Origin of the sequence: Curtobacterium sp. MCLR17_042 (assembly GCF_003234695.1) — a bacterium.
Lineage (GTDB): Bacteria > Actinomycetota > Actinomycetes > Actinomycetales > Microbacteriaceae > Curtobacterium > Curtobacterium flaccumfaciens.
This window is the reverse complement of the sequence record NZ_QKTD01000002.1, coordinates 332,594-348,373: the sequence shown is the minus strand read 5'-3', so window position 1 is coordinate 348,373 and position 15,780 is coordinate 332,594. Positions and strand designations below refer to the sequence as shown.

The following is a 15,780-nucleotide window of genomic DNA, read 5'->3' as shown; positions in this document are numbered from 1 at the left end:
GACGCGGTCACCACATCACCCCGTGGTCGCGCGGGCATCCCCCCTTGCGGAGCGGGTCATCCGACTCAGGCGTGACGGGGCACCGGGTGGCGATGCTCGACGGGAGACACCCCACGGCACCGAACCGCACCGTCAGGACGGCTGCGGAGGAAAGGCGGACACCATGGCCTCCGTCCACGGCGCACCCTGATGCCCGGCGCACCGGGCAGCCGCGTCCCCATCGACGCGCAGAGCGTCGACGCACCGCTGTCCCGTTCGGCGGTGTTCCTGACCCTCGACGTCGGGCCGGACGACGACGACCTCGATGCCGTCCGCGACGTGCTCAGCGACCTCGACGGCCTGCTGAAGACGGTCGGGTTCCGCGACCTCGACGCGCACCTGTCCTGCGTCGTCGGGATCGGGGCGGTGGCGTGGGACCGGTTCTCGCCGCATGCCCGCCCGGACGCGCTGCACCCGTTCCCCGCGCTGACCGGGCCGGTCCACTCGGCGCCGTCCACCGGGGGAGACCTGCTCTTCCACATCCGGGGTGAACGCACCGACGTCTGCTTCGAGTTCGAACGCCTGCTGCTCGCCGCGCTCGGGGACCACGTCACCGTGGTCGACGAGGTCAGCGGCTTCCGGTACTTCGACACCCGCGACCTGCTCGGCTTCGTGGACGGCACGGCGAACCCGGTCGCGCAGGACCTGGCAGCCTCCGCACTCGTCGGCTCCGACGACCCGGACTGGGCCGGTGGCAGCTACGTCGTCGTCCAGAAGTACCTGCACGACCTGCCGGCGTGGAACGCCCTCGGGACGGACGCGCAGGAACGCATCATCGGCCGGTCGAAGTCGGACAACGTGGAGCGGGACAGCGCCACCGAGGTCCGGCCGTCGCACAAGTCGCTCGCGACCATCGTCGACGACGACGGGGTCGAGCACGACGTCCTCCGCGACAACATGCCCTTCGGTCGACCCGGCAGCGGGGAGTACGGCACCTACTTCATCGGCTACAGCGGTGAGCTCTGGGTGCTCGAACGGATGCTGGAACGGATGTTCGTCGGCGATCCTCCCGGGACGTACGACCGGCTGCTCGACTTCTCGCGTGCGGTCACCGGGGCGACGTTCTTCGCACCCGCTCGCGATCGTCTGGTGGACCTCGCCGCGCTCGCGGCACCACCGTCGCCGTCCGTGGTGACGGCCCCCGACGCCACCGGTCCCGGTCTCGGCATCGGTTCGCTCCGCAGCACGGAAGGGCACACGCCATGAACCACCTCCTCCGCGAACTCGCGCCGTTCGGCGACGACACCTGGGCGGTGCTCGACGCCGAGGCCCGTGACCGGCTGGTCCCGGCGCTCGCCGCACGGCGCATCGTCGACTTCGACGGACCGCGCGGCTGGAAGTGGTCCTCGGTCGACCTCGGCCGCACCGACGCGGTGACCGGCGGGGTTGCCGACGGCATCACCGCACGGCGACGCCGGGTCCTGCCGCTCTGCGAGGTCCGTGCGACCTTCACCGTCGCGCTCGAAGAGCTCGTGGACTCCTCCCGCGGCGCCACCGACGTCGACCTGGGCGACCTCGACGCGGCCGTGCTGCGGCTCGCGGCCCACGAGAACCGGGCGACGCTGCGCGGGTGGCCGGAGGGCGGCATCACCGGGGCCGGCCACGCGTCGACCCAGCCCGCACAGTCGCACGACGGCTCGCCGGCGTCGTTCCGGGCCGCGGTCACCGCTGCGGTCGCCGCACTCCGCGACGTCGGGGTCGCCGGGCCGTACGCCCTGGCCTGCAGCCCCCGTGACTGGGCGGACATCGTCGAGACCGACGATGCCGGCACACCCCTGCGTGAGCAGCTCGAGGGCATCACCGGCGGCCAGGTCGAGCGGGCGCCCGGCATCGACGAGTCGCTGCTGATCAGTCAGCGCGGCGGGGACTTCGTGTTCACCGTCGGCGAGGACCTGGCCCTCGGCTACCTGGGCCACGACGGCGTCGACGTCACGATGTACGTCGAGGAGACCTTCGCGTTCCAGGTGAACACCCCCGAGGCGTCCGTCGTCCTCCGCCGGTCACTCTGAGGAGCAGACACGACGGCCGGCCCGACGTGGTCCGATGCCCACCCGCACCGACGTGCGCGTCGCGCGGGTGGGCTGACCGCGACCATAGATCGGACGGGAGGCCCGTGGCGGATCCGCCACGGGCCTCCCGTCCGTCTGCCGGTCGCCGTCGCGACCCGCGCCGATCAGTAGAAGTTGTTCGCCTGCGAGTGCCCCCACGCCGCGCACGGGGTGCCGTAGGCCGAGCTGATGTACTGCAGGCCCCAGGTGATCTGGGTGGTGGCGTTGGTGCGCCAGTCCGCGGCGATCGTGGCCATCTTCGAGCCGGGGAGCGCCTGCGGGATGCCGGTCGCGCCGCCGTTCGCGTTGACGGCCTGGTAGTTCCAGCCGGACTCCTTGGTCCACAGGTTGTCGAGGCACTGGAACTGGTCGGCACCCCAGCCGTACTCCGACGACGCGAGCGAGCTCGCCGTGGCCTTGGCACCGGCGACGGTGTTGCCGGCGGCGAGCTTCCGGGCGGCCTCCGCTGCCTCGGCGGCAGCCTTCCGCTCGGCTGCGGCCTTCGCTGCGGCCGCGGCCTTCGCGTCGACGTCCCGCTTGTCCTGCGTGGCGCTCGCCTGGGCGACGTGCGTGGTCGACGCGACCGTCGTCGAGATGCGGTTCGTCAGCGCAGCGCCGGACAGGTCCGGGTAGTCGCTCAGCGCGTCGACGCGCTGTTCGAGCGCCGAGGTGTCGACCTTGTGGTTCGCGGTCTGCATGACGGTCTTCGCCGTGGTGATCGTGGCGGCGGCCTGGGCACGGTCGAGCGCGGTGCCGCGCAGGGCGGGCTCCGCGGTCGCCGAGGCGCTCGGGGTGCCGGTCGGCATGCCGAGGGCCTCGCCGATGGCGGGCTGCGTGCCGACGGTCAGGGCGCCACCGGCGACGGCGAGGACCGCTGCGCCTCCGGCGATCAGTGTCGCGCGGTGGCGCAGGGCCCGGCGCATCCGGCGGGTGGGGGTGTTCAGGGCTTCACGTCGGGTCGAGGCCGTCGTGGTGGGGAGCTCAGGGGTGTGTCGCATCGGTTCCGCAGGTCGGCGGCTCGGTGGGGGAGGGACTCCTGCTCACGCGACCGAGGTCGTGCGGGCACGCCGGAGGCAGGCGGTGTCGGTGACACCGTCGACGACGACGAGGAGTCCTCGAGCCGGTGAGGACCGGACGGTGGTGTGGGGCCCGTCCGTCCGCCGGGAGCAGCCGTGGGGTGGCCGCGGTCAGGCGGAGCCGACACCATGACCGGTCAGACTGGGCAGCGCGTCCAGGAACGCTGGCAGAACGGTCCGTCCACCGCTTGGTAACGGTTCGGTAACGGTCGCGCGGGGCCTAGAAGGTGTGAGGTTCCTGGGCGTGCTCGCCCTGAGCGACACGCTCGAGCGCGGCCAGGGCGCCGGCGATCGCCTGGACGTCCGACTCGTCGAGATCGGCGATGAGTTCGGCGACGATCCCGGTGCGGTTCGCGCGGGCCTGCTCGACCGCCTCGATGCCCTCCGGCGTGGCCGTCACCATGAACGCCCGGCCGTCGCGCGGGTCGGCTTCGCGCTGGATGAAGCCGCGCTGCTCGAGCTCGGTCAGGATGCGGGTCATCGTGGGCTTCGTGACCACCTCGATCCGCGACAGGTCGCCGGGGCGCAGGGGTCCGTGCCGCTGGATCGACGCGAGCGCCGACACGATGCCGTACCCGAGCGAGGCCGAGTCGGTGCGGGCCCGTCGGTTGATCCGACCGACCGCGGCGGCCAGGCGTGCGGCGACCTCGGTACGGTCCGTCGGGCGGGGGTTCATGTGCTGCTCCGGGTGCCTGGTTCAGGTGGTCGCCAGCGATGCTATCGGTCCGCGCGGCCCCGGGACTGGGAGCGTCACGCGCGTGGCCGGGCCGCCGGCCGGGAGGCCCGTGGAACGTCGACCGCCCGCCTCGCGTGTGCGAGACGGGCGGTTCCTGTACACGGGTACAGGTGAACTCAGTGCTTCTCGCCCGGCAGCTGGTGGATCGCCTCGGTCGCGAGCTCGGCCGTGACGTTGTCGCCGGTTTCGGTCGCCGTCCGGAGACGCCGGAAGTCCTCGGTCATCCGGTCCCAGTCGACCAGTTCGTCGAGGTTCGGCAGGCGCAACCGGAACGCCAGGCCGTCCATCGTGTCGCGGCAGACGCGCTGCAGGTTCTCGTTGCCGCACTCGGCGACGTACAGGGCGAAGACGTCGAGGGCGTCGTGGTTGACGGCGGCGACCTCGTGGGCCTCGAGCTCGGTGATCGTCTTGTCGAGCTGGGCCAGGATCTTCTTCCGGCTCGCCGAACCGAGGCGCGGGACCGCGAGTCGGACCACGCCGCCGAACAGCACGCCGAGGGTCTGCATCGCTTCGATGACCTCGGCGGGGTCCGGCGTGGTGACCCGGGTGTACCGGTTCGGGGCCATCTCGATCAGGCCGGCGCGGGACAGCTGGCTCAGGGCCTCGCGGATGGGTGTCCGGGAGACGCCGAGCCAAGAGATGAGCTCGTCGTCGTTCAGTCGTTCGCCCGGCAGGAGCGTGCCGTCCATGATCGCGTCGTGGATCTTGTGGCGGACGGTGTCACGGAGCAGCTGGTGCTCGGTCGGGGCGCTGCGGGGGACCGGCATGCGTTCTCCTTCGGGGGCGGCGGCGTCGGGGCGCCGGGCGAACGGGCACGGTCGACATCGCACGTGCTCGCATCACCGTACCTGATATGACAACGGCGTTGCGGTCGGCTCAGCGCGTGTCAGTGTCGACGTTCAGATACCGGTCACGCGTGTCGGGCGTCGTGCGTCGCGTGCGTCACTCGCGACCCGAGTGCTCCTCGAGCAGGCGGACCGTGGCCGGGTCCTCGGTGCCGTCGTACCAGCGGTCCAACACGGCGGCGAACGGCCGCGTGTCGGTCGCGACCCGGGCGAACAGCGTCATCGACGACCGGAGCTTCACCGAGTCGATGCCCCCGAGCAGGGCGTCGGAGGAGCGGGCGGGGGCGTCGTGTGCGACGTCGGTCGCCGTGCGCAGACGGGGCCCGAGTACCGGGTGCGTCAGGTAGGCGCGGGCTTCGTCCACGCCGGTGATCGCGTAGCGCACGGCCGTGGCGCTCCGCCCCAGACCGGCCAGCTGCGGGAACACGAACCACATCCAGTGCGACGACTTCCGGCCCCGACGGAGTTCGTCGAGCGCGACGTCGTACACACCCTGCTGGGCCCGGACGAAGCGGTCGAGGTCGAACGGGTCGTCGGCCTGTGCGTGCGGCTGTGCGTCCGTCACCGGACGACCCCGCCCCAGCCGTACCGGACGGTCGTGCCGTCGACCACGAGCAGGGAGTCCGGCGCCCGGTCGAACAGGCCGGGCATGCCGACGGCGTCGGGCAGGTCGCCCTCGAGCCGGTCGAGCGTGGCCGAACGGGTGGTGAGCACCGGGTGCTGCCGCTGCCAGAAGAGGGTCTGCGCCAGGTACCGCGCGTGGATGCCGGCGCGGGTGGTGAGCTCGGCGGCCAGCGGGGTGTCGACGACCTCGCCGGCGGTCACCCGCACCGAGGCCGCGTGCTTCGGCCGCACCGCACCGGTCGGGCGTTCCTGCCGGAGCGACCGCGCCCACCGCACGGGGTGCAGCGCGCGGGTCGGGTGCCGGACGGACCGGTGCGCCACCGCGTCACCGCGGCGACGGGAACGTGCGTGCGCGAACGTGTACGGCACGCCGAGCAGTGCGTGCGCGGCCACGATGGCGGGCACGTTCGCGGTGTCGACCGTGCGGTAGGTCACCCCGCGGCGCCCCTGGTCGTCCACCGTGAGCACCTCGATCGTGACCTCGGTCATGGTGCCGAGCCGCCCGGCAGAGGGGAACGGCGGCACCCGGGTCTCCCGGAACACGTACGCCGACAGCCCCACCCAGGCGCTGCCGTCGACCACGTCCGGACGGGTGCCGCGCGGGACGAGCCGCTGCAGCGACGCCGGGTCGTGCCGCCAGTGCGCGAACACGATGTCCTCCCAGGCGTGCTGGGTGACCGGGCGGTGCAGGAGCGGCACCGCCGCGCGGGTCCACGACGGCTGCGTCACGGCTTCGGTGCGTGCCGACCGACGCGCATGCTCCAGAGGACCAGCGGCAGCTGCAGGGGAAGCCGCAGGACCCCGATCAGCCGCATCGCTCGGCTCGAGCGGGGATGGTCGAGCAGGTCGTTCGCCATCTTGAGGTTCGCCGGGAACACCGCCGCGAACAGCGCAGCCGCCGCCCAGCCCGAGGCACGGCGGGTGGCGGGGAACGCGAGCCCGGCGGCGATGCCCAGCTCGGCCACCCCGGAGGCCAGCGTGGTCAGCCGCGGGGGCAGGGCCTCCGGCACGATCCGGTCGAAGTGGGTCGGGCGCAGGAAGTGCATGGTGCCCGCCGCGCCGAGGGCCACCGCCAGGATGGTGGCCGTGCGGTTGGCACGTCGGATCCGCTCACGTCGTCGCATGTGCCCCATCGTGCCCGCTCGTCCTCGGAAGCAGCCGGAGACGCTGCTCACGTCAGTGCACATCCACGTCAGTGCGCATTCACGTCAGTGCGGTCGCGACGAGGTCGAGGACCGCCGTCGCCACCTCGGCCTTCGTGCCGGACGTCTCGCGGACCACCTCGCCACCGGGCACCAGGACCTCGATCGCGTTCTCCTCGCGCTCGAAGCCGGCCGACCAGCCGACGTGGTTCACGACGAGCAGGTCCGCGGGCTTCCGGCTGATCTTCGCGCGCCCGAGCTCGATCCGCGCGTCGCGGTCGGGCTCGGTCTCGGCAGCGAACCCGACGATGATCTGCCCGGTCCGCCGCGCCGCCACGAGGTCGGCGAGCACGTCCGGGTTCCGCACCAGCTCGAGCGTCATGCGCTCGCCCTGCGCGTCCTTCTTGAGCTTCTCGGTGCGCACCTCGGCAGGTCGGTAGTCGGCGACGGCGGCGGTCATCACGACGACGTCCGCTTCGGTGGCGGCGGCGTGCACGGCCTCGGCGAGTTCGAGCGCGGACCCGACGGGCACCATGGTCGCGTCCAGTCCGGCGGTCAGCGAGCCCTCGACGTTCGCGGCGACGAGGGTCACGGACGCGCCACGACGGACGGCATCGGCGGCGATCGCGATGCCCTGGCGGCCGCTCGAGCGGTTGCCGACGAACCGCACCGGGTCGAACGGCTCGCGGGTGCCGCCCGCGCTGACGACGACACGGACGCCCGCAAGGTCGCCCTGCTCACCACGTGCCCCGGTGCTGGCCGCGGTGCCCGTGTCCGCGCTGCGGCGGCCGGCCGGGGCGGGGTGCTGGTCGAGCACGGCGAGCGCAGCGGCGACGATGTCCTCGGGCTCCGCCATCCGACCGATGCCCGCGTCGTCGCCGGTGAGCGCGCCGACGACCGGGCCGACCAGGTGGACGCCGCGGTCACGCAGCGTGGCGACGTTCGCACGGGTCGCGGGGTGCTCCCACATCTGCGGGTGCATCGCCGGGGCGACGACGACGGGTGCCTCGGTCGCGAGCAGCGTCGTGCCGAGCAGGTCGCTCGCCAGGCCGTGCGCCATCCGCGCCAACGAGTCGGCGGTGGCTGGTGCGATCACGACCAGGTCGGCCCGGCGACCGAGCGCGACGTGGCGCACCTCGGCGACGTCGTCCCACACGCTCGTGGTGACGGGGTTGCGGCTGAGGGCCTCGAGCGTCGGCAGCCCGACGAAGCGCAGGGCGCCCTCGGTCGGGACGACGTGCACGTCGTGGCCGCGCTTGACGAGGTCGCGGACGACCCCGACGGCCTTGTAGGCGGCGATGCCCCCGGTGATCCCCACGATGACGGTCAGGGCGCGCTCTGCTGCTGCGTTCACCTGGCTCACGCTACCGGGGCCACGTGCGAGGATCGACGGCATGTGCACCGTCGTCGTCCGCGTCGACCCCGGGTCCGCGTGGCCCGTCACCGTGCTCGCCCTGCGGGACGAGTCGCCCGAGCGCCCGTGGGACCCGCCCGCTGCCTGGTGGCCGGACCGGGACCCGGACCTCCGAGGTGTCCGTGACCGCTCCGCCGGTGGTGCGTGGCTCGCGGCGTCCGACCGTGCCGGCCTGGCCGTGGTGCTCAACCGCGCCGAACCCGTGACGAGCGTCGACGGCACGTGGACGACCCGCGGCGTGGTGCCGGTGGACGCCGTCGCCGACGACCTGCTGCCCGGACACGACGGCACGCTGCCGACCACGCGGGCCTTCAACCTGGTGCGCGCCACGGCCGAGGGTGCCTCGGTGCTGACCTGGGACGGCGAACAGGTCCGCACCACCGACCTCGGCCCCGGCGTCCACATGGTCACGCACGGTGCGGCCGACGACCCCGCGGCGCCGCGCATCGGTCGGTGGCTCGAGGCCTTCCGCGCCGTCGACGCCCCGGCCGGCCCGCCGGTGCTCGGCCCGTTCGACGAACTCCGCACCGTGGACTCCGGTGGCGACGCCGGGGACGGCTGGGGTGACTGGTTCGGCGTGCTGGCGGAGTCCTCAGCGTTGCCGAGCGACCACCCCGACGCGATCCTCCGCGACGTGCACGAGGCCGAGGGGCACATGACGACCCTGTCGATCGTCGCCGCGGCGATCGCGCCGGGCCGCACCGTCCTGCAGCACGCCCGCTTGACCGAACCCGGGAAGCTGGACGGGTCGGTGGAGCTGCACCGCGCCTGACGCTGGCGGCGTGCCGGACCCGCCCCGGGCCTCCCGGCCGCGCCCCGCGCGCAGGCCCCGCGCCCGCGCCCCAACGCGCACGACGTCCGAGTGGTGCGAGGTTGCGTCCTCGGTGCGACCCACGCCCCCTCGCACCACGTCCGGAACCTCGCACGGGCCGCGGCGCCCCTCGCACGGTGCGAGGCTAGAGCGGCGGGCGCGTCCCGGTGAGGTCCTCGGCGACGGCCCAGAGCGAGCGGGCGAGGTCGGCACTCCGCGCGGATCCGGGGATCGACACGGTGGTGGTCGGACCGGTCATGCCGAACGGACCCGAGGGGCCGTAGTACGCGCCGCCCACGGCGTTCGGCCCGACCGCCGCGTACAGCAGTGGCTCGGTGCCCTGCTCGACGGCCTGGGTGAACGGCAGGGCGCGGTTGCTCGACCGCACCGGCTTCGACCGCCCGAGTGAGCGTCCCGCGGCCTGCAGGTTCGTCCGGGTGTAGCCGGGGTGGGCGGCGGTGCTGACCAGGGGCACGTCGGCCTCGACGGTCAGGCGGTGCAGGTGCAGCGCGAGCAGCAGGTCGGCGAGCTTCGACTGCGCGTAGGCGCGCCAGCCGTTGTAGCCGCGCTCCCACTGCAGGTCGGCGAAGCGGATCCGGCCGGGGATCGCGGCGAGGCTCGACATCGTGACGACCCGGGGTGCCTCGGCCAGGGGACCGTCGGCGAGGGGCGTGCGCGCACGCAGCAGCGACGGCAGCAGCAGGTTCGTCAGGGCGAAGGGGCCGAGGAAGTTCGTGCCGAACTGCAGCTCGAAGCCGTCGACGGTCTCGAAGCGCTCCGGCGGGGCCATCACGCCGGCGTTGTTGACCAGGACGTCGATCGGACGTTCCTCGTCGACGATGCCGCTGGCGAAGCGGCGGACGCTCGCCAGGTCGGCGAGGTCGAGTTCGCGGACCTCCACGTCGGCTGCGGGGTGGGCGGCGCGGATGCCGGCGCCGGCGGTCTCGCCCTTCTCGGCGCTGCGGACGGCGAGCACGACGCTGGCGCCGGCTCCGGCGAGGCGCAGGGCGGCCTCCTGTCCGGTGCCGCTGTTGGATCCGGTGACGACGATGCGGCGTCCGGTCTGGTCGGGGAGGTTCGGCATGCGGGTGACCGTACTCGTCCGGGCTGGCCGACCCCGGTCCGGGCCCGGCCCGGGCCCGTGCCGACCCGGTCGCCGACCCCGTGCGCGCACGCCGCCGCCGTGCTATGTTGATGCAAACGCATGGAAGTGCGACCAGGAGGACACCATGAGCAACGCATTCGGCACCGACCGTCCCTCGGACGTCCCGCCGCCCGCACCCGACCGGATCGGACCGCTGCAGCTCGGCCTCGACACCTTCGGTGACGTCACCGAGCGCGCCGACGGCAGCCTGCAGTCCGACGCGCAGAGCATCCGCGACGTCGTCGACCAGGCCGTCCTCGCCGACCAGGTCGGCGTCGACTTCATCGGCGTCGGGGAGCACCACCGAGCCGACTTCGTCGTGAGCGCCCCCGAGGTCGTCCTCGCCGCGATCGCCGCCAGCACCGAGCGCATCCGGATGGGCTCCGCGGTCACGGTGCTGTCCTCCGACGACCCCGTCCGCGTGTACGAGCGCTTCGCCACCGTCGACGCCCTGTCGAACGGCCGCGCCGAGGTCATCCTGGGCCGTGGCTCCTTCACCGAGTCGTTCCCGCTGTTCGGCTACGAGCTGAGCGACTACGAGGTCCTGTTCGAGGAGAAGCTCCAGCTCTGGGCGGCCCTGCGCGGCGGCGACGCCGTCACCTGGTCCGGCACGAAGCGCGCGGGCCTGGTCGACCAGGACGTCTTCCCGAAGCTCGAGCACGGCGCCATCCCGACGTGGATCGGTGTCGGCGGCTCCCCGCAGTCGGTCATCCGTGCCGCGTCGTACGGCCTGCCGCTGTTCCTCGCCATCATCGGCGGGCAGCCCGCCCAGTTCGCCCCGTTCTCGCGCCTGTACCGCCAGGCCCTCGCGCAGCTCGACCTGCCGCAGCAGCCCATCGCGATGCACTCGCCGGGCTTCGTGGCCGCCACCGACGAAGAGGCCGCCGAGCGCTACTGGCCGTACCACAAGGCCGTCACCGACCAGCTCGGCCGGGAGCGCGGCTGGCCGCCCCTCGACGTCGCCGGGTACCGCGCGAGCCTGTCGGCCGGCGGCTCGCTCTACGTCGGCTCGCCGGAGACCGTCGCCCGGAAGGTCGCGCGCAACATGCGGATCCTCGGCGCCTCGCGCTTCGACATGCGGTACGCGACGGGTCGCCTGCCGCACGCCGACATGATGCGCTCGATCGAGCTCTACGGCACCGAGGTCGCACCCCGCGTGCGCGAGCTGCTGGCGCAGCCCGTCCCCGTCGCCTGACGGCCGCTGGCCCGTCCGGGGTCCGGTCCGGTTCGGTCCGCAAAACACCGGTGTTCGCGCTCCACACCCCCCTTCGCGGGTGTTCGGAGCGTGGACACCGGTGTTTTGCGTCCAGGTTCCGGCGGGCAGCGGGCGCGCGGGTGACGGCCGGGAGGCCCGGGGCGGCCGCCGAGATCGGCTCACGGGGGCCGCGGGTACGGTCCAGGGCATGTCGTCACGCCCCGACCACGCCTCCGGTCCCGCTGCTGGTCACGCCTCCGACTCCGTCGTCGAACGCCGGTTCCGCGGCCGGATCATGGGCGTCGGCACCACCTCGGGCGTCCGGATGGTCGTCGGCATGTGGGACCGCTCGCCGTTCGGGCCGTTCACGGACGTGTTCCTCGAACTCCCCGACGGCACCAGTGTGCTGCTCGCGCCCGACGAGATCGTCGCCGCGTACGTCTCCGGCACCTACCGCTTCGACACCGTCTCGGTCGTCGACGTCCGCGCTCGCCGCACCGCGCGCGGGCTCGAACTGTCCGCCGGGGCGCTGCAGGCCTCGATCGACGTCGGCGGCATCTCGCCGCTCGGCCGGATCCTGCGCATCGTCCCGAAGCCGATCGCCCGCGATCCGCGCTGGCTCGCCGCGATCGACCCGGTGGCACGCCTGCTCGCGCCGGGGTCCGGCACGGCGGGTTCGGCGGGCAACGGCCGCCGCGAGTACTACGGCGTGACCGGGGCGCACGACGTCACCGGCGTGCGGGGGACCTGGGCGGGGGAGCCGCTCGGGGCCCTGGCGCCGCTCGACCCGCCCGTGGCGTTCGGCTTCGCCTCGATGCCGAAGATCCCGCAGGTCGTCGACGTCGAGACCACGATCCGCGAACCCGCCTGACCCGCGCCCACCCCGCGCCCGACCCCCGCCCCACTTCGTGAGCAGGAACGGTCGGTTCGCCGGTGCGGACGCGACATCGTGTGCTCACGATCCCGACGTCGTGGACGGCGCGCGCGCCGGGCGGGAGCGGCGTGGCGGGCGTGCGCCGGGCCTCCAGGCCGACCGTGACCGGACCACGTCGACGCGCCGGGCTGACGCGTCCAGCGCCGGAGGGGCACACTGGTCGGAACGGTACGGCCCCGTGCACCGACGGTCGCACGTCGGCGGAGCGGGGCGCATGACGCAAAGGAGCACCATGACCGACACACAGACGGACCAGCGCGCCGCCATCTCGGACATCGTCCACGGCGCCCACACGGCACTGCTCACCACGGTGAGCGAGGACGGGAACCTGCACGCCAGGCCCCTCGCGGTGCAGGACAAGACGTTCCACGGGACCCTGCGGTTCCTGGTGCAGGACGGCAGCGAGAAGGTCGAGGACATCGCGCGGAACCCGCACGTCAACGTCTCGATCGAGTCGCAGGGCGGGTACCTGTCCATCGCCGGGACCGCGACCGTGACCCAGGACGACTCGGTCGTCGACGAGCTGTGGTCCCCGTTCGCCGAGGCCTGGTTCCCGGAGGGCCGCCAGGACCCGTCGATCCGGCTGCTGACGGTCGAGGGGGTCTCGGTCGAGTACTGGACCCAGGACACCGGGCCGGTCGGCAGCCTGGTACAGATGTTCAAGGCGGCGCTCGGCAAGCAGAGCCAGCCGGACACCGGCGACCACGGCACGGTCGAGCTCTGAGGCGCGACGCCTGACGCCTGACGCACGACGCCGTCGTCCTGTCCGGACGGCGGCGTCGCGTCATGTCGGGACGCGTGCCTCCGAGAGCTGCGCGTCAGCCGCTCACGGAGGGCCGAGCAGCCACAGCACCGCGACCAGGACCGGCTGCCCGGCCAACGCGGCCGTCACGAAGGTCCACCGCATCCAGGGCTTCGCGACCAGCTCGGGCGACCCGAACAACGGGGCGAGCGGCATGAGCAGCCGCGGGGTCGAGGCCATCGGCAGCGACACCGCGAAGATGTACAGCGCGTACGCGGCCGAGTACAGCACCGTCGTGGGACCGAGTCGCAGCGTCGAACGGCGGAGCAGCCAGATCGGGTACGTGACGAGCAGGAACACCACGATCAGGATCCCGCCCACGCCGAGCCAGCGACCCGCGATGAGGAACCACGGCGTCAGCGGCACGAAGTCCACCCGGCCGATGAAGTTCACCCACCAGGACATCTCGGTCTCCAGGTAGGCGTTCGGTGTCCCGGTGGCGTGCGAGGCGATCACCGGCCAGGCGAGCCCCGCGAGGACCATGGTCAGCCCCGCGGCGACGACCCGGGCCTGCTCGCGGAGCGGGAAGCTCTCGAACACCCGACCGGTCTCGCGCCGCGCACGGACCCACCGCACGAGTGCGACGACGCCGAGCACGAGCGGGATCGCCAGGGCGCCGGGGCGGGTGAAGGCCGCGGCGACGCCGAGTGCCGTCAGGAGCCCGTAGCGCCGACGCTCCAGCGCGAGCAGCGCCCCGAACGACAGCGCGAGGAACATGCTCTCCGCGTACCCGACCTGCAGCAGGAACGACAGCGGACCGCAGCTGAAGAAGAAGACCGCCCACATCGCCGCGGCGTGTCCGGCGCGGTCCCGCACCAGGCGGTGCAGCAGGTAGGTGGCGAGCAGCCCGGCGACGATCGCGACGAGCGGGGCACCGAGTTCGAACGGCACCCCGGTCGAGGCGGTCAGCGCCCGGATCGTGAAGGGGAACGCCGGCAGGAAGGCCCAGGCGTTCTGCGCGACGTTGCCGGCGGCGTCGAGCGGCAACGCGTCGGGGTACCCGTGCAGCGAGATCTGCTCGTAGTACTGCCCGTCCCAGGCCACCAGGAAGGCACCGAAGCCGTGCTCGTTGCCCCAGATCGCGTTGCCCGGAAGCGCGCGACCGATGAGCGGGTACGCGAGCGCGAGCCACAGGGTCGACAGGACCCGGCCGCCCGTCCAGACGAGCAGGACCGCCGCCCACGCCGGCAGGGAAGCCACGGTGTCCAGGACACGTCGTCGACCGCTGGACGTGCCCGCGGCGACCACGCCGGCACTGTCGGTGCGGCTCACGCGCGAGTTCCTCGGCGTTCGTGTGGTCGGGTCGGCACCCGGACAGGTTAGTCGGCCCGAGCGTGAGGATCGCACGGAACTGCGCCTGGAGGCCCGACCCGCGTCGTGCGCGCTGTCTCGCGCCCGTCCCGTGGCCGGTGCGACGTCCGGCGTGGGCGGTGCCGCGCCCGGTGTCGCGTCCGGTGGGCGGCCCGTCCGTGACGGGGCGGACGTCGGCGGGCATAGTCTCGGTGGGCGATGACGACGACGGCGACGACACCCAGACGACGGACGGGCAGCACGGCGGTCGCCGTGCTGGTGGCCGGGACCTTCTTCATGGAGCTCCTGGACGGCACGATCCTGGCGACCGCCGCCCCGGCCATGGGGCGTGACCTCGGGGTCGACTCCGCCGCGGTGGGCGTCGCGATCACCGCGTACCTCGTGACCCTCGCGGTGTTCATCCCGGTGTCCGGCTGGCTCACCGACCGGATCGGTTCCCGGACCGTCTTCGCCGGGGCCATCGCGCTGTTCACGATCGCGTCCGCCCTGTGCGCGCTGTCCACCGGGCTGGTCGAGCTGACGCTGTGGCGCATCCTGCAGGGCCTCGGTGGGGCGCTCATGGTGCCCGTCGGCCGGCTCGTCGTGCTCCGGAGCGCCGGGCGCGAACAACTCGTCACCGCCATCGCCATCCTGACCTGGCCGGCCCTCGCCGCACCGATCATCGCGCCGTTCATCGGCGGGGTCCTCGTCGAGACGCTGACGTGGCACTGGATCTTCCTCATCAACATCCCGCTCGGCGTCATCGCCTTCGTCGCCGCCCTGGTGCTCGTACCACAGGAGCGTGCGGCGCAGCGGGTGCCGTTCGACTGGTTCGGGTCGCTGCTCGCCTGCGTCGGGCTCGGTTCGCTCGTGGTCATGGCCTCGCTGCTCGCGCTCGACGTCGTGCCGGTCACCGCGGTCGTCGTCTCCGGCGTCCTCGGTGCGGTGTGCTGCTGGCTCGCGATCCGGCACTTCCGCCGGGCTCCGCACCCGATCATGGGGCTCGACGCGTTCCGACTCGAGACCTTCCGGGTGTCGCACGCCGGCGGCAGCCTGTTCCGCCTGGCGGTGTCCGCGGTGCCGTTCGTGCTCCCGCTGCTGTTCCAGGACGCCTGGGGCTGGAGCGCCGTGCTCGCCGGGTCCGCCGTGCTGTGGGTGTTCGTCGGCAACCTCGGCATCAAGCCGATGACCACCCCGTTCCTCCGCTGGTTCGGCTACCGCCCGGTGATCATCGTGTCGTCGGCCGTCGCCGCGCTGACCGTGGTCGCGATGGCGTTCATGACCGAGGACACCCCGTTCTGGCTGCTCGCCGTGCTGCTCGTCGTCAGCGGTGCCGCCCGCTCCGTGGGCTTCACGGCGTACAACACCATCGCCTTCGCCGACGTCGAGCAGGCCGACATGACCCCCGCGAACACGCTGTCGTCGACGCTGCAGCAGACCGCCGCGGGCTTCGGTGTCGCCGTCGCCGCCGTGGTCATCCGCGCGGCCTCCGGGCTGGGCGGCGACGGACCGTACGCGGCCGCGTTCTGGGTCATCGCCGCCCTGCTCGTGGTCGCCTGCGTGGAGGGCATCCTGATGAGTCGCACAGCGGGCGACACCGTCCGCCCGGTCCGCCGTGTCCGCGCCTGATCCCGCCGCTGTCCGTTTCCGTCACGGTCACACGGTGGAAACCCGGCAGGC

16 protein-coding genes are annotated in these 15,780 nt (G+C 73.2%); 7 read left to right on the top strand and 9 right to left on the bottom strand.

Annotated elements, in window-relative coordinates; all coding sequences use genetic code 11:
• Positions 1-189 precede the first annotated feature (189 nt).
• On the top strand, positions 190-1,245 hold the full coding sequence (locus tag DEJ02_RS03910; RefSeq protein ID WP_111032055.1) for a Dyp-type peroxidase: 1,056 nt from the start codon (positions 190-192) through the stop codon (positions 1,243-1,245).
• On the top strand, positions 1,242-2,048 hold the full coding sequence (locus DEJ02_RS03905; protein WP_111032054.1) for a family 1 encapsulin nanocompartment shell protein: 807 nt from the start codon (positions 1,242-1,244) through the stop codon (positions 2,046-2,048). Before DEJ02_RS03910 ends, DEJ02_RS03905 begins: the two co-directional genes overlap by 4 nt.
• 164 nt (positions 2,049-2,212) lie before the next feature.
• On the opposite strand, the gene DEJ02_RS03900 is transcribed toward DEJ02_RS03905, so the two are convergent.
• The 7 genes from DEJ02_RS03900 to DEJ02_RS03870 all read right to left on the bottom strand — a co-directional run bounded on the left by DEJ02_RS03900 (position 2,213) and on the right by DEJ02_RS03870 (position 7,840).
• Entirely contained in the window at positions 2,213-3,085 is an 873-nt protein-coding gene (locus DEJ02_RS03900) for a phospholipase (RefSeq protein WP_111029332.1), read from the bottom strand.
• 298 nt (positions 3,086-3,383) lie between these two features.
• Positions 3,384-3,839 (bottom strand): MarR family winged helix-turn-helix transcriptional regulator, encoded by a 456-nt coding sequence (locus DEJ02_RS03895; RefSeq protein ID WP_111032053.1) that lies wholly within the window; start codon positions 3,837-3,839, stop codon positions 3,384-3,386.
• Between the two features lie 176 nt (positions 3,840-4,015).
• Positions 4,016-4,666, bottom strand: a complete 651-nt coding sequence (locus DEJ02_RS03890) for a GntR family transcriptional regulator (RefSeq protein ID WP_111032052.1) — start codon at positions 4,664-4,666, stop codon at positions 4,016-4,018.
• A 175-nt stretch (positions 4,667-4,841) separates the two neighbouring features.
• A complete protein-coding gene (locus DEJ02_RS03885) occupies positions 4,842-5,309 on the bottom strand; it encodes a DUF1810 domain-containing protein (protein ID WP_111032051.1) in 468 nt (155 codons plus the stop codon).
• The gene (locus tag DEJ02_RS03880; RefSeq protein WP_163342685.1) at positions 5,306-6,097 is read right to left on the bottom strand and encodes a YqjF family protein; all 792 of its coding nucleotides are present in this window, start codon (positions 6,095-6,097) and stop codon (positions 5,306-5,308) included. Before DEJ02_RS03880 ends, DEJ02_RS03885 begins: the two co-directional genes overlap by 4 nt.
• Entirely contained in the window at positions 6,094-6,492 is a 399-nt protein-coding gene (locus DEJ02_RS03875; RefSeq protein WP_152376630.1) for a hypothetical protein, read from the bottom strand. The genes DEJ02_RS03880 and DEJ02_RS03875 overlap by 4 nt, the downstream gene beginning before the upstream one ends.
• A 79-nt stretch (positions 6,493-6,571) precedes the next feature.
• A complete protein-coding gene (locus DEJ02_RS03870; RefSeq protein WP_111032120.1) occupies positions 6,572-7,840 on the bottom strand; it encodes a phosphopantothenate--cysteine ligase family flavoprotein in 1,269 nt (422 codons plus the stop codon).
• Between the two features lie 64 nt (positions 7,841-7,904).
• Here DEJ02_RS03870 and DEJ02_RS03865 point away from each other — a divergent pair, with 64 nt between their 5' ends.
• Positions 7,905-8,696, top strand: a complete 792-nt coding sequence (locus DEJ02_RS03865) for an NRDE family protein (protein ID WP_181440264.1) — start codon at positions 7,905-7,907, stop codon at positions 8,694-8,696.
• 184 nt (positions 8,697-8,880) lie between these two features.
• Here DEJ02_RS03865 and DEJ02_RS03860 read toward each other — a convergent pair whose 3' ends face one another.
• A complete protein-coding gene (locus DEJ02_RS03860) occupies positions 8,881-9,819 on the bottom strand; it encodes an SDR family oxidoreductase (protein ID WP_111032048.1) in 939 nt (312 codons plus the stop codon).
• Between the two features lie 145 nt (positions 9,820-9,964).
• Between DEJ02_RS03860 and DEJ02_RS03855 the strand changes: the two genes are divergently transcribed.
• The 3 genes from DEJ02_RS03855 (at position 9,965) to DEJ02_RS03845 (ending at position 12,732) form a co-directional block, all read left to right on the top strand.
• A complete protein-coding gene (locus DEJ02_RS03855) occupies positions 9,965-11,074 on the top strand; it encodes an LLM class flavin-dependent oxidoreductase (RefSeq protein WP_111233255.1) in 1,110 nt (369 codons plus the stop codon).
• A gap of 208 nt (positions 11,075-11,282) precedes the next feature.
• The gene (locus tag DEJ02_RS03850; protein ID WP_111032047.1) at positions 11,283-11,945 is read left to right on the top strand and encodes a hypothetical protein; all 663 of its coding nucleotides are present in this window, start codon (positions 11,283-11,285) and stop codon (positions 11,943-11,945) included.
• 295 nt (positions 11,946-12,240) lie between these two features.
• Positions 12,241-12,732, top strand: coding sequence for a pyridoxamine 5'-phosphate oxidase family protein (locus DEJ02_RS03845; protein WP_071405093.1), 492 nt, complete (start codon positions 12,241-12,243; stop codon positions 12,730-12,732).
• Positions 12,733-12,834: 102 nt separating this feature from the next.
• Here the strand turns inward: DEJ02_RS03845 and DEJ02_RS03840 are convergent, their stop codons facing one another.
• Positions 12,835-14,082 carry a hypothetical protein gene (locus tag DEJ02_RS03840; RefSeq protein ID WP_111032045.1) on the bottom strand — a complete coding sequence of 416 codons (1,248 nt, stop codon included), beginning with the start codon at positions 14,080-14,082 and terminating at the stop codon, positions 12,835-12,837.
• 237 nt (positions 14,083-14,319) lie between these two features.
• Between DEJ02_RS03840 and DEJ02_RS03835 the strand changes: the two genes are divergently transcribed.
• Positions 14,320-15,729, top strand: a complete 1,410-nt coding sequence (locus DEJ02_RS03835; protein WP_111032044.1) for an MFS transporter — start codon at positions 14,320-14,322, stop codon at positions 15,727-15,729.
• Positions 15,730-15,780: the final 51 nt, after the last annotated feature.

Coding starts and splice junctions, on each gene's coding strand:
- DEJ02_RS03910 (WP_111032055.1), top strand. CDS start 190: ATGCCCGGCGCACCGGGCAGCCGCGTCCCCATCGACGCGCAGAGCGTC.
- DEJ02_RS03905 (WP_111032054.1), top strand. CDS start 1,242: ATGAACCACCTCCTCCGCGAACTCGCGCCGTTCGGCGACGACACCTGG.
- DEJ02_RS03900 (WP_111029332.1), bottom strand. CDS start 3,085: ATGCGACACACCCCTGAGCTCCCCACCACGACGGCCTCGACCCGACGT.
- DEJ02_RS03895 (WP_111032053.1), bottom strand. CDS start 3,839: ATGAACCCCCGCCCGACGGACCGTACCGAGGTCGCCGCACGCCTGGCC.
- DEJ02_RS03890 (WP_111032052.1), bottom strand. CDS start 4,666: ATGCCGGTCCCCCGCAGCGCCCCGACCGAGCACCAGCTGCTCCGTGAC.
- DEJ02_RS03875 (WP_152376630.1), bottom strand. CDS start 6,492: ATGCGACGACGTGAGCGGATCCGACGTGCCAACCGCACGGCCACCATC.
- DEJ02_RS03865 (WP_181440264.1), top strand. CDS start 7,905: ATGTGCACCGTCGTCGTCCGCGTCGACCCCGGGTCCGCGTGGCCCGTC.
- DEJ02_RS03860 (WP_111032048.1), bottom strand. CDS start 9,819: ATGCCGAACCTCCCCGACCAGACCGGACGCCGCATCGTCGTCACCGGA.
- DEJ02_RS03855 (WP_111233255.1), top strand. CDS start 9,965: ATGAGCAACGCATTCGGCACCGACCGTCCCTCGGACGTCCCGCCGCCC.
- DEJ02_RS03850 (WP_111032047.1), top strand. CDS start 11,283: ATGTCGTCACGCCCCGACCACGCCTCCGGTCCCGCTGCTGGTCACGCC.
- DEJ02_RS03845 (WP_071405093.1), top strand. CDS start 12,241: ATGACCGACACACAGACGGACCAGCGCGCCGCCATCTCGGACATCGTC.
- DEJ02_RS03835 (WP_111032044.1), top strand. CDS start 14,320: ATGACGACGACGGCGACGACACCCAGACGACGGACGGGCAGCACGGCG.